This is a genomic window from Bartonella sp. OC68QHHN, from assembly GCF_042193875.1.
GTDB classification, from domain to species: Bacteria; Pseudomonadota; Alphaproteobacteria; order Rhizobiales; family Rhizobiaceae; genus Bartonella; species Bartonella grahamii_A.
The window spans coordinates 151769-168401 of sequence record NZ_JBHIME010000023.1 but is presented as its reverse complement, the minus strand read 5'-3'; the positions used below and the strand labels follow the sequence as shown (position 1 = coordinate 168401).

Annotated in this window: 16 protein-coding genes and 1 other RNA gene; all 17 read right to left on the bottom strand. The window is 37.4% G+C overall.

Annotation, left to right across the window (positions count from 1 at the left end; all coding sequences use genetic code 11):
- Positions 1–37: 37 nt before the first annotated feature.
- The gene (gene rimP, locus ACFIJ0_RS03460) at positions 38–688 is read right to left on the bottom strand and encodes a ribosome maturation factor RimP (RefSeq protein WP_375624908.1); all 651 of its coding nucleotides are present in this window, start codon (positions 686–688) and stop codon (positions 38–40) included.
- A 127-nt stretch (positions 689–815) separates the two neighbouring features.
- Entirely contained in the window at positions 816–1517 is a 702-nt protein-coding gene (locus tag ACFIJ0_RS03455; protein WP_375624626.1) for a tRNA (guanine(46)-N(7))-methyltransferase TrmB, read from the bottom strand.
- A complete protein-coding gene (gene metK / locus ACFIJ0_RS03450; RefSeq protein WP_375624625.1) occupies positions 1514–2782 on the bottom strand; it encodes a methionine adenosyltransferase in 1269 nt (422 codons plus the stop codon). Before metK ends, ACFIJ0_RS03455 begins: the two co-directional genes overlap by 4 nt.
- Positions 2783–2911: 129 nt before the next feature.
- Complete coding sequence (locus ACFIJ0_RS03445; RefSeq protein WP_012754634.1) at positions 2912–3325, bottom strand: helix-turn-helix domain-containing protein; 414 nt, start codon at positions 3323–3325, stop codon at positions 2912–2914.
- A 149-nt stretch (positions 3326–3474) separates the two neighbouring features.
- Positions 3475–5109: an apolipoprotein N-acyltransferase gene (lnt, locus tag ACFIJ0_RS03440; RefSeq protein ID WP_375644112.1), complete on the bottom strand. Its 1635-nt coding sequence runs from the start codon at positions 5107–5109 to the stop codon at positions 3475–3477.
- Positions 5072–6097: a hemolysin family protein gene (locus tag ACFIJ0_RS03435; protein WP_375624623.1), complete on the bottom strand. Its 1026-nt coding sequence runs from the start codon at positions 6095–6097 to the stop codon at positions 5072–5074. Before ACFIJ0_RS03435 ends, lnt begins: the two co-directional genes overlap by 38 nt.
- A gap of 85 nt (positions 6098–6182) precedes the next feature.
- On the bottom strand, positions 6183–6674 hold the full coding sequence (ybeY, locus tag ACFIJ0_RS03430; RefSeq protein WP_375624622.1) for an rRNA maturation RNase YbeY: 492 nt from the start codon (positions 6672–6674) through the stop codon (positions 6183–6185).
- Positions 6671–7828 carry a PhoH family protein gene (locus tag ACFIJ0_RS03425; RefSeq protein ID WP_375624621.1) on the bottom strand — a complete coding sequence of 386 codons (1158 nt, stop codon included), beginning with the start codon at positions 7826–7828 and terminating at the stop codon, positions 6671–6673. The genes ybeY and ACFIJ0_RS03425 overlap by 4 nt, the downstream gene beginning before the upstream one ends.
- Before the next feature lie 125 nt (positions 7829–7953).
- Entirely contained in the window at positions 7954–9330 is a 1377-nt protein-coding gene (gene miaB / locus ACFIJ0_RS03420; protein WP_375624620.1) for a tRNA (N6-isopentenyl adenosine(37)-C2)-methylthiotransferase MiaB, read from the bottom strand.
- A 31-nt stretch (positions 9331–9361) separates the two neighbouring features.
- The gene (rimI, locus tag ACFIJ0_RS03415) at positions 9362–9853 is read right to left on the bottom strand and encodes a ribosomal protein S18-alanine N-acetyltransferase (RefSeq protein WP_375624619.1); all 492 of its coding nucleotides are present in this window, start codon (positions 9851–9853) and stop codon (positions 9362–9364) included.
- Entirely contained in the window at positions 9853–10539 is a 687-nt protein-coding gene (tsaB, locus tag ACFIJ0_RS03410) for a tRNA (adenosine(37)-N6)-threonylcarbamoyltransferase complex dimerization subunit type 1 TsaB (protein ID WP_375624618.1), read from the bottom strand. Before tsaB ends, rimI begins: the two co-directional genes overlap by 1 nt.
- 748 nt (positions 10540–11287) lie before the next feature.
- Entirely contained in the window at positions 11288–12316 is a 1029-nt protein-coding gene (locus tag ACFIJ0_RS03405) for a YeiH family protein (RefSeq protein ID WP_375624617.1), read from the bottom strand.
- A 68-nt stretch (positions 12317–12384) separates the two neighbouring features.
- On the bottom strand, positions 12385–12990 hold the full coding sequence (gene recR, locus ACFIJ0_RS03400) for a recombination mediator RecR (RefSeq protein WP_375624616.1): 606 nt from the start codon (positions 12988–12990) through the stop codon (positions 12385–12387).
- 36 nt (positions 12991–13026) lie between these two features.
- Positions 13027–13350 (bottom strand): YbaB/EbfC family nucleoid-associated protein, encoded by a 324-nt coding sequence (locus tag ACFIJ0_RS03395; protein ID WP_375624615.1) that lies wholly within the window; start codon positions 13348–13350, stop codon positions 13027–13029.
- Positions 13351–13364: 14 nt separating this feature from the next.
- Positions 13365–15305 (bottom strand): DNA polymerase III subunit gamma/tau, encoded by a 1941-nt coding sequence (locus tag ACFIJ0_RS03390; protein ID WP_375624614.1) that lies wholly within the window; start codon positions 15303–15305, stop codon positions 13365–13367.
- A gap of 222 nt (positions 15306–15527) precedes the next feature.
- Positions 15528–15625: signal recognition particle sRNA small type (gene ffs / locus ACFIJ0_RS03385), an RNA gene on the bottom strand.
- A gap of 324 nt (positions 15626–15949) precedes the next feature.
- Positions 15950–16354, bottom strand: coding sequence for a hypothetical protein (locus ACFIJ0_RS03380; RefSeq protein WP_375624613.1), 405 nt, complete (start codon positions 16352–16354; stop codon positions 15950–15952).
- Positions 16355–16633 lie beyond the last annotated feature (279 nt).

Below are 16633 nucleotides of genomic sequence, written 5' to 3'. Positions count from 1 at the left end.
CTTCTTTGTGCCACACGATGAGTATTTCCCAGTGATATTATTTTTTGAAATTGAGCGTCTGTGTAAAGTCGTTAGCTTTCTCTTCAGCAATCAATTGTTGACCTAAATCTTTATTTTTTTTCAATGCATCGCGAATAAGCTCATCGGTAAGCACTAAATGTGCATTTATGATGTCACAAAAGGAAATAGGGGTATACATGGCTTCTCCATAAGCCGCTTTATCAGTGTTTAAAATAAATCCATCTTGCGTGATATTTGTAAGTGTCCCGCGAAATTTTCGGCGCCCATCAATTGTTATTTTAGTTTCAATTTTTGCAAGATGCCCTTGCCAATGAAAAAAATCAGATTTTCTTACCAATGGACGATCAATTCCAGGTGATGAGATTTCTAAATGATATTTGCGTTCAATAACATTTTGTACATCAAGGAGGGGGGAGACAGTTCGACTAACAGTTTCACAATCTTCCACAGTCATGGAACCATCAGCACGTTCAACCATAATTTGAAGTGTTAAACCATTTTGACCAAGAAGTTTCACACGAACCAAACGAAAACCTAAAGGTTTAAGTAGTGGTATGACAAGAGCAGCAATCTGTGCCTCGATATCATCTTCTTCAAAAAGGCGTGGTTCGTCAAGATTGCTTATTTTTTCAGCTTCGTTCATACATTTTATCCAAGTTGTTTTCATCAGTTTTATAATATTAAAAAAGAGCGGGTCCAACGGCCCACCCTTCATCATAAGACCAAGAATTTAACTATTGATACTCTTAAATTCAAAATTTTTCAAGTTGTTTATGAGAAAAGCGCTTGATCATTTATTTCTTGATAAAGGTAAGATAGGCAGGCGTTCGTCCTGCGCGTAAAGCTTTTGCTTCATAGCGGGTTCCTTTCCATAGTGGATAAGGGAGTTTCCAGTCTTGAGGGCTTTCTGCTTCCCATTCAAAGTGATCATGTTTTGCACAATGGTACAAAGTCCAGTTTACATAACTATCTATATCGCTAGCAAAGCGAAAAATTTTCCCTATTTTAAGAACACGAGCAAAACGGTTAAGATTTTTTATGTTGATGAAACGTCGTTTCCAGTGTTTCTTTTTTGGCCAAGGATCAGGATAGAAGAGGTCTATTCCATCAAGCGAGTTATCAGGGAGCCAATCAAGGAGGCGTGTAGCATCATCATTATAGAGGCGAAGATGATTTTGATGGTTTTGATGTTGTTCAAGAGACAACAATATTTTTGCCATGCCATTGATAAAGGGTTCGACGCCAATAAAACCGGTTTTTGGAAAATATTCCATTTCATGAAGTAAATGTTCACCTCCACCAAAGCCGATTTCAAGTCGAATTTCTCTTACTTTGCTTGAAAATAAGGATGTAAGGTTTGAGGGAGGAGGGACATTTAAATCAATATTAAAATTGGGGAGAAGCATTTTTATACGTGCAAGCTGACTGTTTCGAAGTTGTTTTCCTTGTCGGCGTCCAAAAAATGCTTCACTTTTGCGTGTATTATATTTAATCATGGGATTTGGATCATTGTTTGAAGCGTTTTCACGAGATCAGTTTTTTCCCATGAAAACGAACCATCGTGTTTTGGTTTACGTCCAAAGTGACCATAGGCAGCTGTTTTCGCATAAATAGGTTTATTGAGGTCAAGGTGTTTTCGAATGCCAGTCGGTGAAAGGTCCATTATTTTGCGGATGGCTGCTTCAATAACTTTTTCATCGACTTTTCCTGTACCATGAAGATTAAGATAAATAGATAAAGGTTGTGCAATACCGATTGCATAAGAGAGTTGAATGGTGCATCGCTCTGCTAAATGAGCAGCAACAATATTTTTAGCCAGATAACGTGCTGCATAGGCTGCAGAACGATCAACTTTTGTTGTATCTTTTCCTGAAAAAGCACCGCCTCCATGGGGTGCTGCGCCTCCATAAGTATCAACAATAATTTTGCGTCCTGTTAATCCGGCATCGCTTTGAGGACCACCAATAACAAATTTTCCTGTTGGGTTAATATACCAACTGCATTGAGCTGCAATGGGAATGTCATGTAAAGCTTGACGAATGTAAGGTTCAACTACTGTACGTACCTTGTTGGAATCCCAGCTTTCATCGAGGTGCTGCGTTGAAAGAACAATGGATGTGACCTCTATCGGTTTTCCATTTTTATAGCGTATGGTTATTTGGCTTTTAGCATCTGGTCCTAATTTTCCAGCTTCTCCCTCTCCTTTATGACGGGCTGCGGCAAGAAGTTTGAGAATTTTATGCGCATAATAAATTGGCGCAGGCATGAAATCAGGTGTTTCACGGCAAGCATATCCAAACATGATGCCTTGATCACCTGCTCCTTCTTCACCATGCCGATCCGTAGCATTATCAACCCCTCTTGCTATGTCAGCTGATTGAGGGCGCAAAAGAACATCAATTTTAACAGTTTTCCAATGGAATCCTGCTTGTTCATAACCAATGGTACGAATAGCACGGCGCGCTGCTGTACGAAAACGTGTAGGATTAATGAGTGGAAAGCCAGTTTCATCATAGATAAATTCTTTATTTTTATCTTTTTTTAATAGCGTATCAGGAACACGCACTTCACCAGCGATAACAACACGGTTGACACTGACGAGAGTTTCACAGGCAATGCGTATTAACCATGGATCAGTGCCAGTTTTTTCAGCTTCTTTATAGATCATATCAACGATTTCATCGGAAATACGATCACAAATTTTATCAGGATGTCCTTCCGATACCGATTCGCTCGTAAAAAGATAATCTTGATGCGGCATAGGAACTCCTTCAAAAAGAAAATCAACGATTTAATTAATTGCTTACTAAAGTTGTCACGACTTGCTGATTCTACAGCAAATCGTCAATGCAAATTTATATGAATAAAAGGGAAAAGATATAATTTTAATTTATAGCTTATTTGTCAAATCTTCCTCAGAAAGTGCTTTTGCCAAGTCAATAATTTTTCGACGCACTTTAGCATCAGATATATTTGTAAAAGCGCGCATGAGCTGAATCCCTTCGCTGCTAGAACAAAAGTCTATAAAATTGTGATCACTTTCAGCAAAACCCTCTACTTGTTGGGAGGTAATACCTTTATCAAAAAAGTAAGAAACAGGAACATCCATAATTTCTGCTATCGCTTGAAGACGACTGGCACCAATACGATTTGTTCCTTTTTCATATTTTTGGATTTGCTGAAAAGTAATTCCTAATTTTTCACCTAGTTTCTCTTGAGTGAGTCCTAAAATATTACGACGTAAACGGATACGAGTTCCAACATAGATATCTATAGGGTCAGGTTTTTTTCTAGTTTCGGTCATAATGCAACTCTTTATTTCCAGCACTTTTCTTCTAAACCAACATCATATTTATGCGCAGCTGATTTATCAATATAATTAAAATAATATGTAATATTTTTTCCCAATATTACTGGTACACGCAACATAATACCGTACAAAGGGCTCTTGAATCATTTAAGCTGTTTTGTAGAACCAAAACCAATACGACACAATAGCATAAGGATGAATAAGATAAAAGTAGAGAAAGTTCTGTATTCATTGCTTCCTATAGGGGTAATGGATGATGGAACTTGTGAATCAATAATGCCTACAGCATTTTGTTGAAGAGCTACAACGATTCGTCCATAAGAATCAATAACAGCTGATATTCCATTATTGGCTGCTCGTATGAGGGGGATTCCCAGTTCAACGGCACGAAGCTGTGCTTGTTGAAGATGTTGATAGGGTCCCGGTGTTACACCAAACCATGCATCATTTGTAATATTAATAATTGCTTGAGGCGGAGAGCCTTTAAAAGTCATTTCATGGGGAAATATTGCTTCATAACAAATCAAGGGTAGATAAGAAAATCCGTTTGGCATTGTAACAATTTTGCGCACACTTGCAGCACTATATCCACCAATATTATCGGCAAGGGTACGCAATCCAATTTTTTTTAATAAATTTTGATAAGGAAGATACTCGCCAAAAGGAACCAAATGAAGTTTATCGGAAGTATTTAAAATATTACCTTGAGCATTAATAACTGCAATTGTATTAAAATATTGCGTTTGGGAATGAGGTAGATTATTGCTGGCTCGTATTGCTCCGATAATAGCCCATTGTTTAGGTTTTAAAAGAGAGGCAATGTGCATTGTGATAGATGAGTTATCATAGAGAAGGTAAGGAACGGAAGCTTCGGGCCATACGATAAAATCGGGTTCTGAATTTTGATCAGTTTTTGGCGTTGCACTTAGATTCATATGTGCTTCCAATATAGCTTCTCGTGTATTATCACGCAATTTTATATTTTGTTGGATGGAAGGTTGAACAATGCGCACCCAATAAGCACTTTTTTGATTTTCAGCTGTGTTTTTTATAGTATGAAGACGATAAAACCCAAAACCACTGTGAATGAATATAAGTGATAAGCAAAGAGAAAGTGCTACTTTCTTTTTTTCATCCGTTAATAAAACAGTTGGCAAACTGTAGGCTAAGACAGCAAGAATATTCATTCCGTAAAGTCCAACGATTGCATCAGATTGCATGAACATTGGGGTTGGCATGGCTGTATAGCCAAGAGCATTCCATGGAAATCCTGTGAATAAAAATGCACGCAACCACTCAGACAATCCTAATGCAAAGGCTAAAACAAAAAAGCGTGCTATTCCTTTTGTCCATAATAAACTGACAATGAAACCAGAAAAAAACCAATAAAGAGAAAGGTAGAGTGGAGGAACTAAAATGGCTAATGGGACTGCCCAACCAAAAGAATCTGGATCTGTTAACAAAGCATTGCATAGCCACCAAAGTCCGCAAATAAAATAACTAAAACCAAAGGTTCCACAGCTTAAAGCGTAAGTAAAAAAATATTTTTTATTGTTTTTTGCAGCGCGTATTGAGTCAAGTAAAACAATAAAGAGAGGGAAAGTTAAAAAGCAAAGAGGTGTCAAATAAAAGGGTGGAAGTGCAAAAGAAGTAAGAGCACCACACAGAAATATCCATGCTTGGCGCTTCCAGCCGGTAACAGAGGACAAAAAAACGATGAAATTGTTTAAAAACGCTGGACTATTCTTTAGGGATGGCATTGTTCTCAAGATTCTCATTTTTGGGAATGCGAAAAATACGCAATCGCTTAATCCGGCGTTTATCAGCTTCTAAAATACGAAATCTATAGCCAGGTACAGCTTCGACAATTTCACCTTTGGCAGGAATGCGATCAAGAATGGAGACGATCAAACCACCAATAGTATCAACATCATCACCATATTCTCCTACGATAAAATCAGGACCAAGAGCTTTTTCCACATCTTCTAGTTCAGTTCTTGCATCAACGAGCCATTTATTGTTTGGTTCACGTACGATAGCATTGTCGACATTATCATGTTCATCTTCGATATCACCAACGACCAATTCAACAATATCCTCCATTGAAACGAGACCATCTGTTCCCCCATGTTCATCAATAACTAAAGCCATTTGAGTTCGTGTAGTTTGCATTCGTGTTAATAATTTGCTTGCAAGCATAGAACTAGGAACAAAGAGAACAGTTCGGATCAGATCCAATTCACCGATTGGAGTATGTAAGTCTGTATGGTTTAATTGAAGCAAATCGGATTTCTGTTCGGTTTTTGTTGGGCTGACAATAAAGCGAGTCATATAGTTAAGGATATCGCGGATATGAATCATGCCGCGCGGATCATCTAAAGTTTCAGCATAAACAGGTATACGAGAATGACCAATTTTTGCGAAACATTTAAGGGCTTCTCCAAGTGAAGTGTTTATTTCCAGTGCTTCTATTTCAGAACGTGGTATCATAACATCATCCACGCGTGCTTCACGTAAGCGTAAAATATTATGCAGCATAGTACGTTCTTCAGGTGAGAAGAGGGCAGTGTCTTTTTCATTGTCAGTCGTGAGTGCAACGGTAAGATCATCGCGCAGTGATGTAGACACACAATTACGACCCCGTAAGAATGAAAACAAATGATTCATCAGAGAATATTTTTCTGTATGATTCGTCTGTTGAGAGGTTTTTTTTTCATTATTAGAAGATGTTTGACTATTATTTTGTGCATTTGTTTTGTTTGTCATGGTTTTGAAATCTTCTAAACTTTCTTTTTATAATTAGGTGAATGAGAGGCTTTAAATGGTATGTTCGTAATATTGATTTTAAAAGTTAAATTTTATCATTTATAGACAATTCAGCGTAAGGATCTTTTATGGAAAGCTTTTGAAGAATTTCTCTTTCGAGCTTTTCCATTTGATATGCTTCATTATCAGTTTCATGGTCATAGCCAAGCAGATGCAAGATACCATGAACAATCATATGCGTTAAATGGTCTTGAAATGTTTTTCCTTGTTTTTCTGCTTCGAGAACAACAGTTTCTCGCGCAATAATAATATCACCGAGCATGGGACCAGGTCGATTTCCAGCTTTAAGTGGAAAAGCAGGAAAGGATAATACATTAGTAGATTTATTTTTGTTGCGCCATTGTGCATTGATTTGTGCCATATGTTCATCATCCGTAAAAAGCAGGCTAATCTCGCTTACAACATTTGCCAATGAAACGTGATGCATAGTTGTCATTAATGCTTTTTCAGTGATATTATAAAGCATTTTCTCATCATTCCACCCTGCGCTTTTAACCATTATATCAATAATAATCATGATGAATCAAATTCATTTTTTAATGCATCGCATGCGAATGATTTTGTTTTATTTTGTATTTCGGAATCACGATCATAAGCACGAACGATAGCAGCAACAAGTGGATGGCGTATAACATCTTTTTCATCAAAATACACAATTGCAATATTTTTTACATTTGAAAGAATTCGAATTGCTTCAATGAGACCTGATTTTTGCTCTGTAGGCAAATCAATTTGGCTTACGTCACCGGTAACAATCATACGTGTTCCTTCTCCAAGACGTGTGAGGAACATCTTCATTTGCATGGGCGTAGTATTTTGTGCCTCATCAAGAATAACAGCAGCATGGGCAAGTGTTCGTCCGCGCATAAAGGCAAGAGGAGCAATTTCTATGATACCAGAAGCTAAAATGCGTTCTATTTTTTCAGCGGGCATCATATCATAAAGAGCATCATAAAGTGGTCGTAAATATGGGTCGACTTTTTCTTTGAGATCACCGGGAAGAAAACCAAGATGTTCTCCAGCTTCAACAGCTGGACGTGAGAGAATAATTCGCTCAATGATACCACGTTCTAGAAGCATTGCAGCATGAGCAACAGCAAGATACGTTTTGCCTGTTCCTGCTGGTCCCACACCAAACACAAGTTCAGTATGCTCCATAGCGCGTATGTAAGCGTCTTGTGTTGGAGTTCTTGCATGAATTATTTTTTTATGGGTACTCAACCGTGCTGGTATACGTTTCGTTGCAGATTTGTGTGTTATTGTGTCTTCTTTCTGCTTCTTTGGTATATTTGCCATAGCAAGCGCTTCTTTTATATCTGATAAAGTAAGCTCTTGATGTGTTTTGGCACGTTCATAAAGCTGCTGCAATACATATTGCGCATGTTTTATAACAGAAAGATTTCCACGGATTAAGACTTCATTACCACGCGGATGAATACTAAGTTCGAGTTTTTTTTCGATATAAGCGAGATTTTCGTCAAATTTACCAAAAACTGCTTTTGCATATTTATTATTTTCGAAAATAAAAACAACCTGTCCCCGATCTGAAGCGCTTGTTTGCTTCAAGGTATCAGCCGATTCAAGGGACATATTTACTTTTTCTTTAATACGCTTTATTTTTTCGGTTGAAGCTTTCAGCTTATTCTCCATATCTACATAAATATTGTACATTTTGTTAAGTAAATTTTATAAAAGACGATTTTTTACAAAAGTGCACGTTTTAGATGTAATCATTTTCTTTTAAAATAAAAGAGTTTTCCAAAATATTTATTGTGAACACGGTGTTAGAGGCATGTTTATCTATTTGTCACTTCACCAACAAAACTGTTTGAGCTGGTATTCTTAATATGAATTTCTATCACGCTACCTGTAGAGGCTTCCGTATCTACGACAACAGGTAAAAGCCAAGGGGAACGTCCTACCATTTGCCCTGAGTGACGTCCAGGTTTTTCGATGAGAACGTTAGTTGTTTGACCAATTTTAGAACGCAAAAACGCATTTTGTTGCTCAAGGAGAAGAACTTGTAAATGTTGAAGTCGGGCATCTTTTATAGATTCATCAACATGATTTTTCATTGTGGCTCCCACTGTTCCAGGACGGGGGGAATATTTAAAAGAATAAGCTGAACTGTACTGTACTTGTTGAATAAGTTTAATGGTTTCTTCAAAATCTTCATCTGTTTCTCCTGGAAACCCTACAATAAAATCGCCTGAAAAGGCAATATCTGGTCGTGCGGTTCGAATTTTTTCGATAAGATGAAGATAATGAGAGCTTTTGTGTTGGCGGTTCATAGCTTTTAAGATGCGATCTGAACCTGATTGAACAGGAAGATGGAGGTAAGGCATTAACATATCAAGATCTCGATGCGCGGCAATAAGGCTATCATCCATATCACGTGGGTGGCTGGTTGTGTAACGCAAACGCTTTAAACCATCGAGTTTTGCAAGATGATAAAGAAGATCGCCAAGACGCCAAGTTTTGCCATCAGCACTTTGTCCATGCCAACCATTGACATTTTGTCCAAGCAGCGTAATTTCTTTGACGCCCGCTTCGATGAGTTGAAGGGCTTCTTCAGTAATTTGCTCAACGGATCGTGATATTTCGGCACCGCGTGTATAGGGAACAACACAAAAAGTGCAAAATTTATCGCAACCTTCCTGTACTGTTAAAAATGCGCTCACACCTCGTTTCCTTACTGCATGTTTATTATGGGGCGGCAAATGAGCAAATTTATCTTCAACAGCATAGTCTGTTTCGATAATTTTTTTTCCTTGTTTGGCTTTTTCTAACAATTGTGGCAAGCGATGATACATTTGCGGACCAATAACAAGATCCACTGTTGGAGCACGGCGCAAGATTTCACTTCCCTCAGCTTGTGCAACACAGCCTGTTACACCAACCATCAGGGGTTTATCAGGTGTGCGCTCTTGACGCATAACGCGCAAACGACCGAGATCAGAATAAAGTTTTTCTGCTGCTTTTTCACGAATATGACAGGTATTAACAAGAATAAGATCGGCATCATTGGGAATTTGTGTTGTCACATAGCCTTGCGAACTAAGACTATCAGTTATCCGTTGGCTATCATAAACATTCATTTGACATCCATAGGTTTTGATAAAAACCTTTTTCGGAGCAACAGGAGGCGTACTTTTAGGATCTACTTTATTCATGATGCATGTGTAAATGTTTTTTACACAAATCTCAATCTATTTGCTTAAAAGTTTTTTGCATGATAATTGCATCACCACGACCATTTTTTGACGGGTAATAGGCAAGACGTTGAGAAATTTTTTGAAATTCAAAGCGTTGATAAAGGTTCAAAGCAGAAAGGTTTGTGGCTTCTACTTCCAAGAATAATTTTATAGCGCCCTTGTCATGAAGATGGTGAACTGTACGATCGATAAGAAAGGTACCAATTCCTTGTTGACGATAATGAGGGTGAACAGCAATTGTGATGATTTCTGCTTCATCAAGGATGAGACGGCATAGGCAAAAGCCTAAAATTTGATCAAAGCGATCAATGAGAAAAACTTTGTATCCGAAAATGGAGTGATCTGTTAAGAAATTATCAAAAGCTTGTTTTTTCCAAGAAGGGGTAAAACAATGTTGATGAATTTGATGAAGAGGAGCACTATCATTAACTTGTAGCGGAGCAATTCCAAAATTCTTTTCGGTCAATGAAAATTTTGTCATTATTTTTTTTGTGGTAAAGCAAAATTGGTTTGTTGTTTTGCATCAGCACTGCGTAGATAGAGTGGGCGAGGCGAATTTTTTGATTGTTTGTTTGCAGCAAGATAAGCATAGTTTACAATATCAGCCGCTTCGCAGGGGATTTTTTCTAGGACAATTTTTTCGGTTATTTTATGGTTTTTAATATGCTCCACGACGACATCAGCAGCTGGGCCAGTTAGACGGGTTTTTTTTGGCAAATCTTCGAGGATATTTTCAATTGTTTTTAACCCCGGCGTTCCCAAAGGTGTTAGATCATTATGAAAATTTTGATGGTAGAACATCTCTCTCCCTGCTTCAATGACAACAGTAATTGCTGATGCTGTACTTTTACTGTTTATTACTTGTGATGCTAACGCTTCAAGAGCACTCACTCCAACAGCTGGTATTTCAAGTGCTAATGCCAGAGCGCGCGCTGTTGCAACACCAACACGTACACCAGTAAATGATCCAGGTCCAATATTGACAGCGATACGCTCAACTTGATCAAGCGCCATATTGGCTTGTGTCATTATTTGTGTAATCTGCCCAATAAGTTTTTCAGCATGCCCTTTGTTTATGCGCTCATTGATACGCGCAATAACAGATTTATGACGAATGAGCGCAACAGCACAATAAATTGAAGCAGTATCTATAGCAAGGATAAGCATAAAAATATTTTAGTTGAATAAAACGATAAACAAAAGTCCTGCTGTATTTTTAATCTTTTTATTATCGTATATTTCATTTGTAAGAAAGCTACTAGTGCCAATAAGCAACAATATCTTTTTATGGGATAGAACGAGATGTTGATTGAATCTTTATTTGTTTTCACTCTTTGAATGAGTACCTCGAGTATTGTAAGATTCTCTTATTTCAAATCTATTTATGGTGAAACAATTAAAGTTATTAGCTTGTATATTACAAGCGGAGTTAGCGTATGAATAAAAACTGTTTTAGAAAAGAATAAAAACTCCTTTCACGAATCGTTTAAATGTAAGGATTGTCACAACATTTTAAGCTATCACATAGTACGATGACACCACTTATATTATATAGTAAGTAAAAGTAATTTAAAAGGGGGGAAAGCCATGACCTCACATTTTTTCCAAATAAGAGCATATTCTATCAGTCTTTATATAAAAACTTCAGCGTAATGAGAGCAGATGAAAGAAATGGCATTGTTTTGCATGAGTTACGTATTTTGATATTATGTCATTGTAAATCATTATGGACTGAAAAGCTAATAAGCAATTTTGACAGTTTTCACTTAATATCACAGCTCTTTCAATTTTTTGTATAGAATAATGAGCAGTTTTTTAGAACTGTTGCTGATTTTATGAAAAAAACTGCTTTTAATATTAGTGAGCCTTTAGATTGATTGCATGCTCCGTTGAAACAAATAATAAATTGCATATTTCAAAATATTATATGGTTCAGATCAAGCAATTTTATCATGATAAGGCTACAAGCACCGAGAAGGAGTATGGAGGAAGTTGAAGCTAAAATAACCCGCCGTCCTGCTTTTTTTAATGAACAAATATCAACACCTAATCCTAAAGCTGCCATTGAAATGACCGTGAGCACTTGAGCAATAAGTCTGATCGGGTTTATAGCCGTTTCAGGAATGAGCCCACTTGAGCGGATAAGCATCATGATAATAAAACCGATGATAAACCATGGCACAAGAGTATGTAGACGAAAATGTGTTTGTGCTGATCGACGATAGATGATTGACAGAGTAAAGATAACAGGACCTAACATTAAAACCCGCACCAATTTGACAATTGTTGCAATTTGAACGCTTACAAAAGAGACAGATGCTGTTGCTGCCAAAACTTGTGGTACAGCATAAACAACCATACCTGCAAGCACACCATATTGGCTAAATGATAAATTCAAAAGTGGATGTAAAAAAGGAAGAAGTAAAATAATAAGGACCCCTAAAAGAGCAGTAAAAGCAATTGATGCGGCTACATCGTCATGTTTTGCTTTAATAACAGGCGCAACAGCGACAATAGCTGAATTGCCACAAATGGCGTTACCACAAGCGACCAGCATTGCTAAATTTGTAGAAAGCCCGAAAAGTCGACCAATGGCAAAGCTAAGGATAATCGTTACGAATATAACGAATATGATGCTAGCAAGTAAATTCCAACCGGCTGAAAGCACTGCGTTAATACTAATGCTTGCTCCTAGAAGAACAATAGCAATTTCAAGAAGTGTTTTTGCACAAAAGGTGATACCTTTTTGAAAGTATGTTGGTAAAGTCAAACAACTACGAGTAATAGATCCTAAGAGAATTGCCAAAACAAGGCTTTCAAGCCACGCTTCTGCGAAAAGCTGTTTTTCTACAACTTCTAAACCATAAGCTAAGGCTGATATGAGCAAACATACTAGAATACCTGGACCAAAGTTGTTTACAAGTGAGAAATTTTTCTTGATCATTTTAATACTTTCCCCATAAAAAGAAAGAATAGCAAGTAAGAAGAGATAACGGGTATTAGAAGCGAGTTTTAAAGATTGGTCCTTGCCTGTAAAGCTGCTGCCAAAGTTCCATCATCAAGATAATCCAGTTCACCTCCCACGGGTACTCCATGTGCAAGTCGTGTAATTTTAACCGAATAATTGGTGAGCTGATCAGTGATGTAGTGAGCTGTTGTTTGTCCTTCAACCGTAGCATTCACGGCTAGAATAATCTCTGTAATTGGATTTTGTACGACACGCTGTATTAAAGAGGTGATATTGAGTTCATCAGGACCTATTCCATCTAATGGGGAGAGCCGGCCACCTAAAACGTGATAACGTGCGGCTAAAGTTTTTGCACGCTCAAGAGCCCAAAGATCAGCAATATCTTCAACAACAATAATTGTTGTATCATCGCGGCGCAAATCTGTACAAATTGAACACGGATCAATGGTATCGACATTTCCACAAACAGAACAAATGCAGACTTTCTCTACAGCTTCTTGGATTGCTGCTCCTAAAGGTTCCAGCAATGCCTCTTTTTTTTTGATGAGATGAAGTGCAGCACGGCGTGCCGAACGAGGGCCAAGACCTGGTATCCGCGCTAAAAGCTGAATAAGACGCTCAATCTCAGGTCCTGCGATGTATTTAGACATACTCTTACTCCAAGGGATTAGGTAAAATCCAGTTCATTAGAACGGAAGTTTGAAACCTGATGGGAGTGGTAGCCCTGCCGTCATACTTTTGGTTTTTTCTTCTATTGCGACTTCGATTTTTGTTCTTGCTTCATTATAAGCTGCCATAATGAGATCTTCAAGAATTTCAGCTTCCTCAGGTTTGAGTAATGAAGGATCAATTTGAATTGCTGTTATAATATTTTTGCCATTTAAAGTGATATTGACGAGATCACCCCCTGCAGTGCCGGTAGCTTGCAGATTAGCTATTTCTTTCTGAATCTTCTGCATTTTTTCTTGCATTTCTTTGGCTTTTTTCATCATGCTCATCATTTCACGCATAGGAATAGGTATCCTTATTCATCATTGATATCATTTTTATTTTTAAAAATATCAGCATTTTTAAAGGTATTGGGGAGTAAATCAAGGTCATTTTCTTCTTTATTGAGTCGGATATCGACAATTTTTGCTTCTGGGAAATGGTTGAGGATTTTCGCGATATCAGGATCTGTTTCTGCATTGGAAAAAAGAGACTTTTGAATCGCTATACTTTCCTCCTGTAAGGTTGGTCCACCTCCTTCATTAACAAAAGTTATTGTCCAGCGTTTTTCAGTCCATTGAGATATCTTTTTTTCTATATCATGAGCAAGAAATTGTGGAGCATTTTCAGAAAGTCTTAAGGTAATATGCCCAGCTTCAAAAGAAACAGGATGAACAAATTCTTTAACAAGGAGTTTGAAAGGAGCGTCATTATGCTGTTCGGCTAATTGAACAATATCGTGCAAAGAATTAATCACTAGAGTTTTAGGTTGAGTAATCTTTTCTGTTGTTTGCGTGACAGAATGCGATAAATTTGCAATCTTTTCAGAAAGATTAATAGATTGAGAAGTTTCAAGAGTTTCTGTTACTTCTTGGGCGTTTATTTTGTCAGTAGTGTGATTTTTAACTAAATTTTCCGGATGTAAGGAATGATCTAATTGGTTTTTCAAGGATGTTTTTAAATCTGATTGATCTGGTAATGTATTTGAAATACTCGAGGAAGCATAGGCTTCGATCATTGTTTCTTTTGTTATATTATTTGCGTTTGTAGATTCTTGATGAGAAGAGTTTTTAACCAGTGTGAGAGGTGTTTTTTCTTGCGTAAGCTTTTTTAAAGCTTCATCAAGAGTTGGTAAGTCAGCCGTGTGAGCAAGACGAATTAAAAGCATTTCAGCGGCTTGAAGCGGACGTGCAGTTTGGTTAACTTCATGTAAACCTTTGAGTAACATTTGCCAGTTTCGGGATAAAACAGGAACGGAAAGTTTTTTTGAAAAGTCTAAACTTCTTAAACGTTGTTCTTCAGTCAGTGAGAAATCTTCCACTATTTCTGGTGTAAAACGTAAACGTGTGACCAGATGATTAAAATCGGCTAGTTCTGTCAATATAGTAAGAGGATCTGCACCTGCCTCATATTGACTACGTAATTCATGTAATGCATTGATAACATCGCCCTTCATGATAAATTCAAAAAGATCAATAATACGTGCTTGATCCGCTAATCCTAACATTGTACGCACCGCAATGGCATTAACATTGCCATTGCTATGGGCAATCGCTTGATCAAAAATGGATAATGCATCACGTGCAGATCCTTCTGCAGCACGGGCAATCATAGAGAGTGCTTGATCTTCTACTTCTACCTTTTCATATTTCGCAATTTGGCGCAAATGTGCACTTAAAGCTTTTGATTCAATACGTCGCAAATCAAAACGTTGGCAACGCGACAGGATTGTAATAGGAACTTTGCGAATTTCTGTTGTGGCAAAAATAAATTTCACGTGGGACGGTGGTTCTTCAAGAGTTTTCAATAAACCATTAAAGGCTTGTGTTGAGAGCATATGTACTTCATCGATAATATAAACCTTATAACGTGCAGAAACAGGACGATAGCGTATTTGTTCAATAATTTCACGAATATCATCAATGCCCGTATGAGAAGCGGCATCCATTTCTATAACATCAATATGGCGTCCTTCGATAATTTGTGTGCAATGTTCACCAAGAGAGTCTAATACGGTTGTTGGTTGGTCAATATCTTTTGTTTTATAATTAAGCGCACGTGCCAAAATACGTGCTGTTGTGGTTTTACCTACGCCACGAATCCCTGTTAACATCCACGCTTGTGCAATCCGACCTTTTTCAAAGGCATTGGTGAGAGTACGCACCATAGCTTCCTGACCAATGAGGTCAGAGAAGTTTTGGGGTCGATATTTACGAGCAAGAACACGATAGGCTGTTTCTACCGGTACATTTTCCATGAATATTTCCAACTTCGAAGTTCTTTATGCGTACATTTTGATAACACAAAAGCATAGATCAATACTGTAGTCTCATATAAAAGGATTTTTTCTTAATCAAATTATTTACGGGACAATTTGTTTAAAAATAACCAAACCCCTTTATTTGCTGCATACAAATGCCGCTCTGAAGATTAAAAACACCTTGCTAAAAGACAGCATAAAAATAATTTCTTCAGCAAAATAGGAGGTTGGGACGATGACCCGTACCAGAACTCGTTGGGGCTGCTTCTTTCCAGACCTGACCCAGTTGGCAAGCAGTTCGTCCATCGCCAACCTCCCAAGTTCATATTGTCGATTTGGAATGAAAAATCAAGCTCAGAAACGAAAAATATGGAAAGAACAGCGATTTTTTTCTTTTAGCTTAATTCTCACACTATGAACTACTAATATTCTGGGGAGTTATCAATTTCTATTTGAAGATCACTCCATATTTATCTGGTATATTGGTTTGATATAATAATAGATTATAGGAGGTGCTCATTGGTTAAAGGATATTAAGATACAGTGGCAGGAAGCTTAACTCGCTGAAGCAGCTCACTAAATTAGGGCTAGTTTGCAGCTGAGAGGACTACTTTAAAACTGAGGTACTATAGAAAATATTATTAAAAATCCCCTGCATCACATTCTATGCCAGTAACATTTTGGTTAGTAATGTTTTTAAAAATATAGCTTTCCGACCCAGGAAAGCCTAGAACGAGAGACTTTACATCTTTAAGGATAAATATTTTATTTTCTTTATCATGCGTTATTTTATTTTCATCATCAGCAATAATTTCTAATCTGTCTAAATCGGAAGGAGTTGTGTACGATAAAGTGAACGACACTTTTTCGGGTTCAAATCTCTCACAACCGCACTCAAAGCCTTGCTGTAGTTTACCAGGCGTACCAATTGTAACACTTTCATTTGGTGCAAAATTCCATTCTCTTTCACCAAATCCAGCAGATGCAACAGTGGAGTAAGTTAGAATATTTGCAGCTAATAATCCTTGAGTAAAAATTTTTTTCATTGTGTTTTTCCTTTTTAGTGCACAACCATACCGATTATAAATTATTTTTGATGAATATAAAAGGTTGAATTTAACTCAGGGATGTCAGACTATACTACATTTTTTAGCTTTACATTTATTCCTTTGGGGTAGATCGCTATGGAAGATTGTTTGTATTCTCAGTGAAAGCACTCTTATATGATTGGTATAATGGTGAAAGGAGGCTTTTGTTTCCGATGTTGGCGTCATTTTTTTGTACCGGCTGAACTCGGATCCATTATTTTGTAAATTCGCGAAGGA

Excerpts from the sequence above, each read along its gene's own strand:
- tsaB (WP_375624618.1), bottom strand. The coding sequence starts at position 10,539 with ATGCTTATCCTTGCTATAGATACTGCTTCAATTTATTGTGCTGTTGCG.
- metK (WP_375624625.1), bottom strand. The coding sequence starts at position 2,782 with ATGCCGCATCAAGATTATCTTTTTACGAGCGAATCGGTATCGGAAGGA.
- ACFIJ0_RS03390 (WP_375624614.1), bottom strand. The coding sequence starts at position 15,305 with ATGGAAAATGTACCGGTAGAAACAGCCTATCGTGTTCTTGCTCGTAAA.
- rimI (WP_375624619.1), bottom strand. The coding sequence starts at position 9,853 with ATGACAAAATTTTCATTGACCGAAAAGAATTTTGGAATTGCTCCGCTA.
- recR (WP_375624616.1), bottom strand. The coding sequence starts at position 12,990 with ATGTCTAAATACATCGCAGGACCTGAGATTGAGCGTCTTATTCAGCTT.
- ybeY (WP_375624622.1), bottom strand. The coding sequence starts at position 6,674 with ATGATTATTATTGATATAATGGTTAAAAGCGCAGGGTGGAATGATGAG.
- ACFIJ0_RS03380 (WP_375624613.1), bottom strand. The coding sequence starts at position 16,354 with ATGAAAAAAATTTTTACTCAAGGATTATTAGCTGCAAATATTCTAACT.
- ACFIJ0_RS03425 (WP_375624621.1), bottom strand. The coding sequence starts at position 7,828 with ATGTACAATATTTATGTAGATATGGAGAATAAGCTGAAAGCTTCAACC.
- miaB (WP_375624620.1), bottom strand. The coding sequence starts at position 9,330 with ATGAATAAAGTAGATCCTAAAAGTACGCCTCCTGTTGCTCCGAAAAAG.
- lnt (WP_375644112.1), bottom strand. The coding sequence starts at position 5,109 with ATGAGAATCTTGAGAACAATGCCATCCCTAAAGAATAGTCCAGCGTTT.
- rimP (WP_375624908.1), bottom strand. The coding sequence starts at position 688 with ATGAAAACAACTTGGATAAAATGTATGAACGAAGCTGAAAAAATAAGC.
- ACFIJ0_RS03435 (WP_375624623.1), bottom strand. The coding sequence starts at position 6,097 with ATGACAAACAAAACAAATGCACAAAATAATAGTCAAACATCTTCTAAT.
- ACFIJ0_RS03395 (WP_375624615.1), bottom strand. The coding sequence starts at position 13,350 with ATGCGTGAAATGATGAGCATGATGAAAAAAGCCAAAGAAATGCAAGAA.
- ACFIJ0_RS03455 (WP_375624626.1), bottom strand. The coding sequence starts at position 1,517 with ATGATTAAATATAATACACGCAAAAGTGAAGCATTTTTTGGACGCCGA.
- ACFIJ0_RS03445 (WP_012754634.1), bottom strand. The coding sequence starts at position 3,325 with ATGACCGAAACTAGAAAAAAACCTGACCCTATAGATATCTATGTTGGA.
- ACFIJ0_RS03405 (WP_375624617.1), bottom strand. The coding sequence starts at position 12,316 with ATGATCAAGAAAAATTTCTCACTTGTAAACAACTTTGGTCCAGGTATT.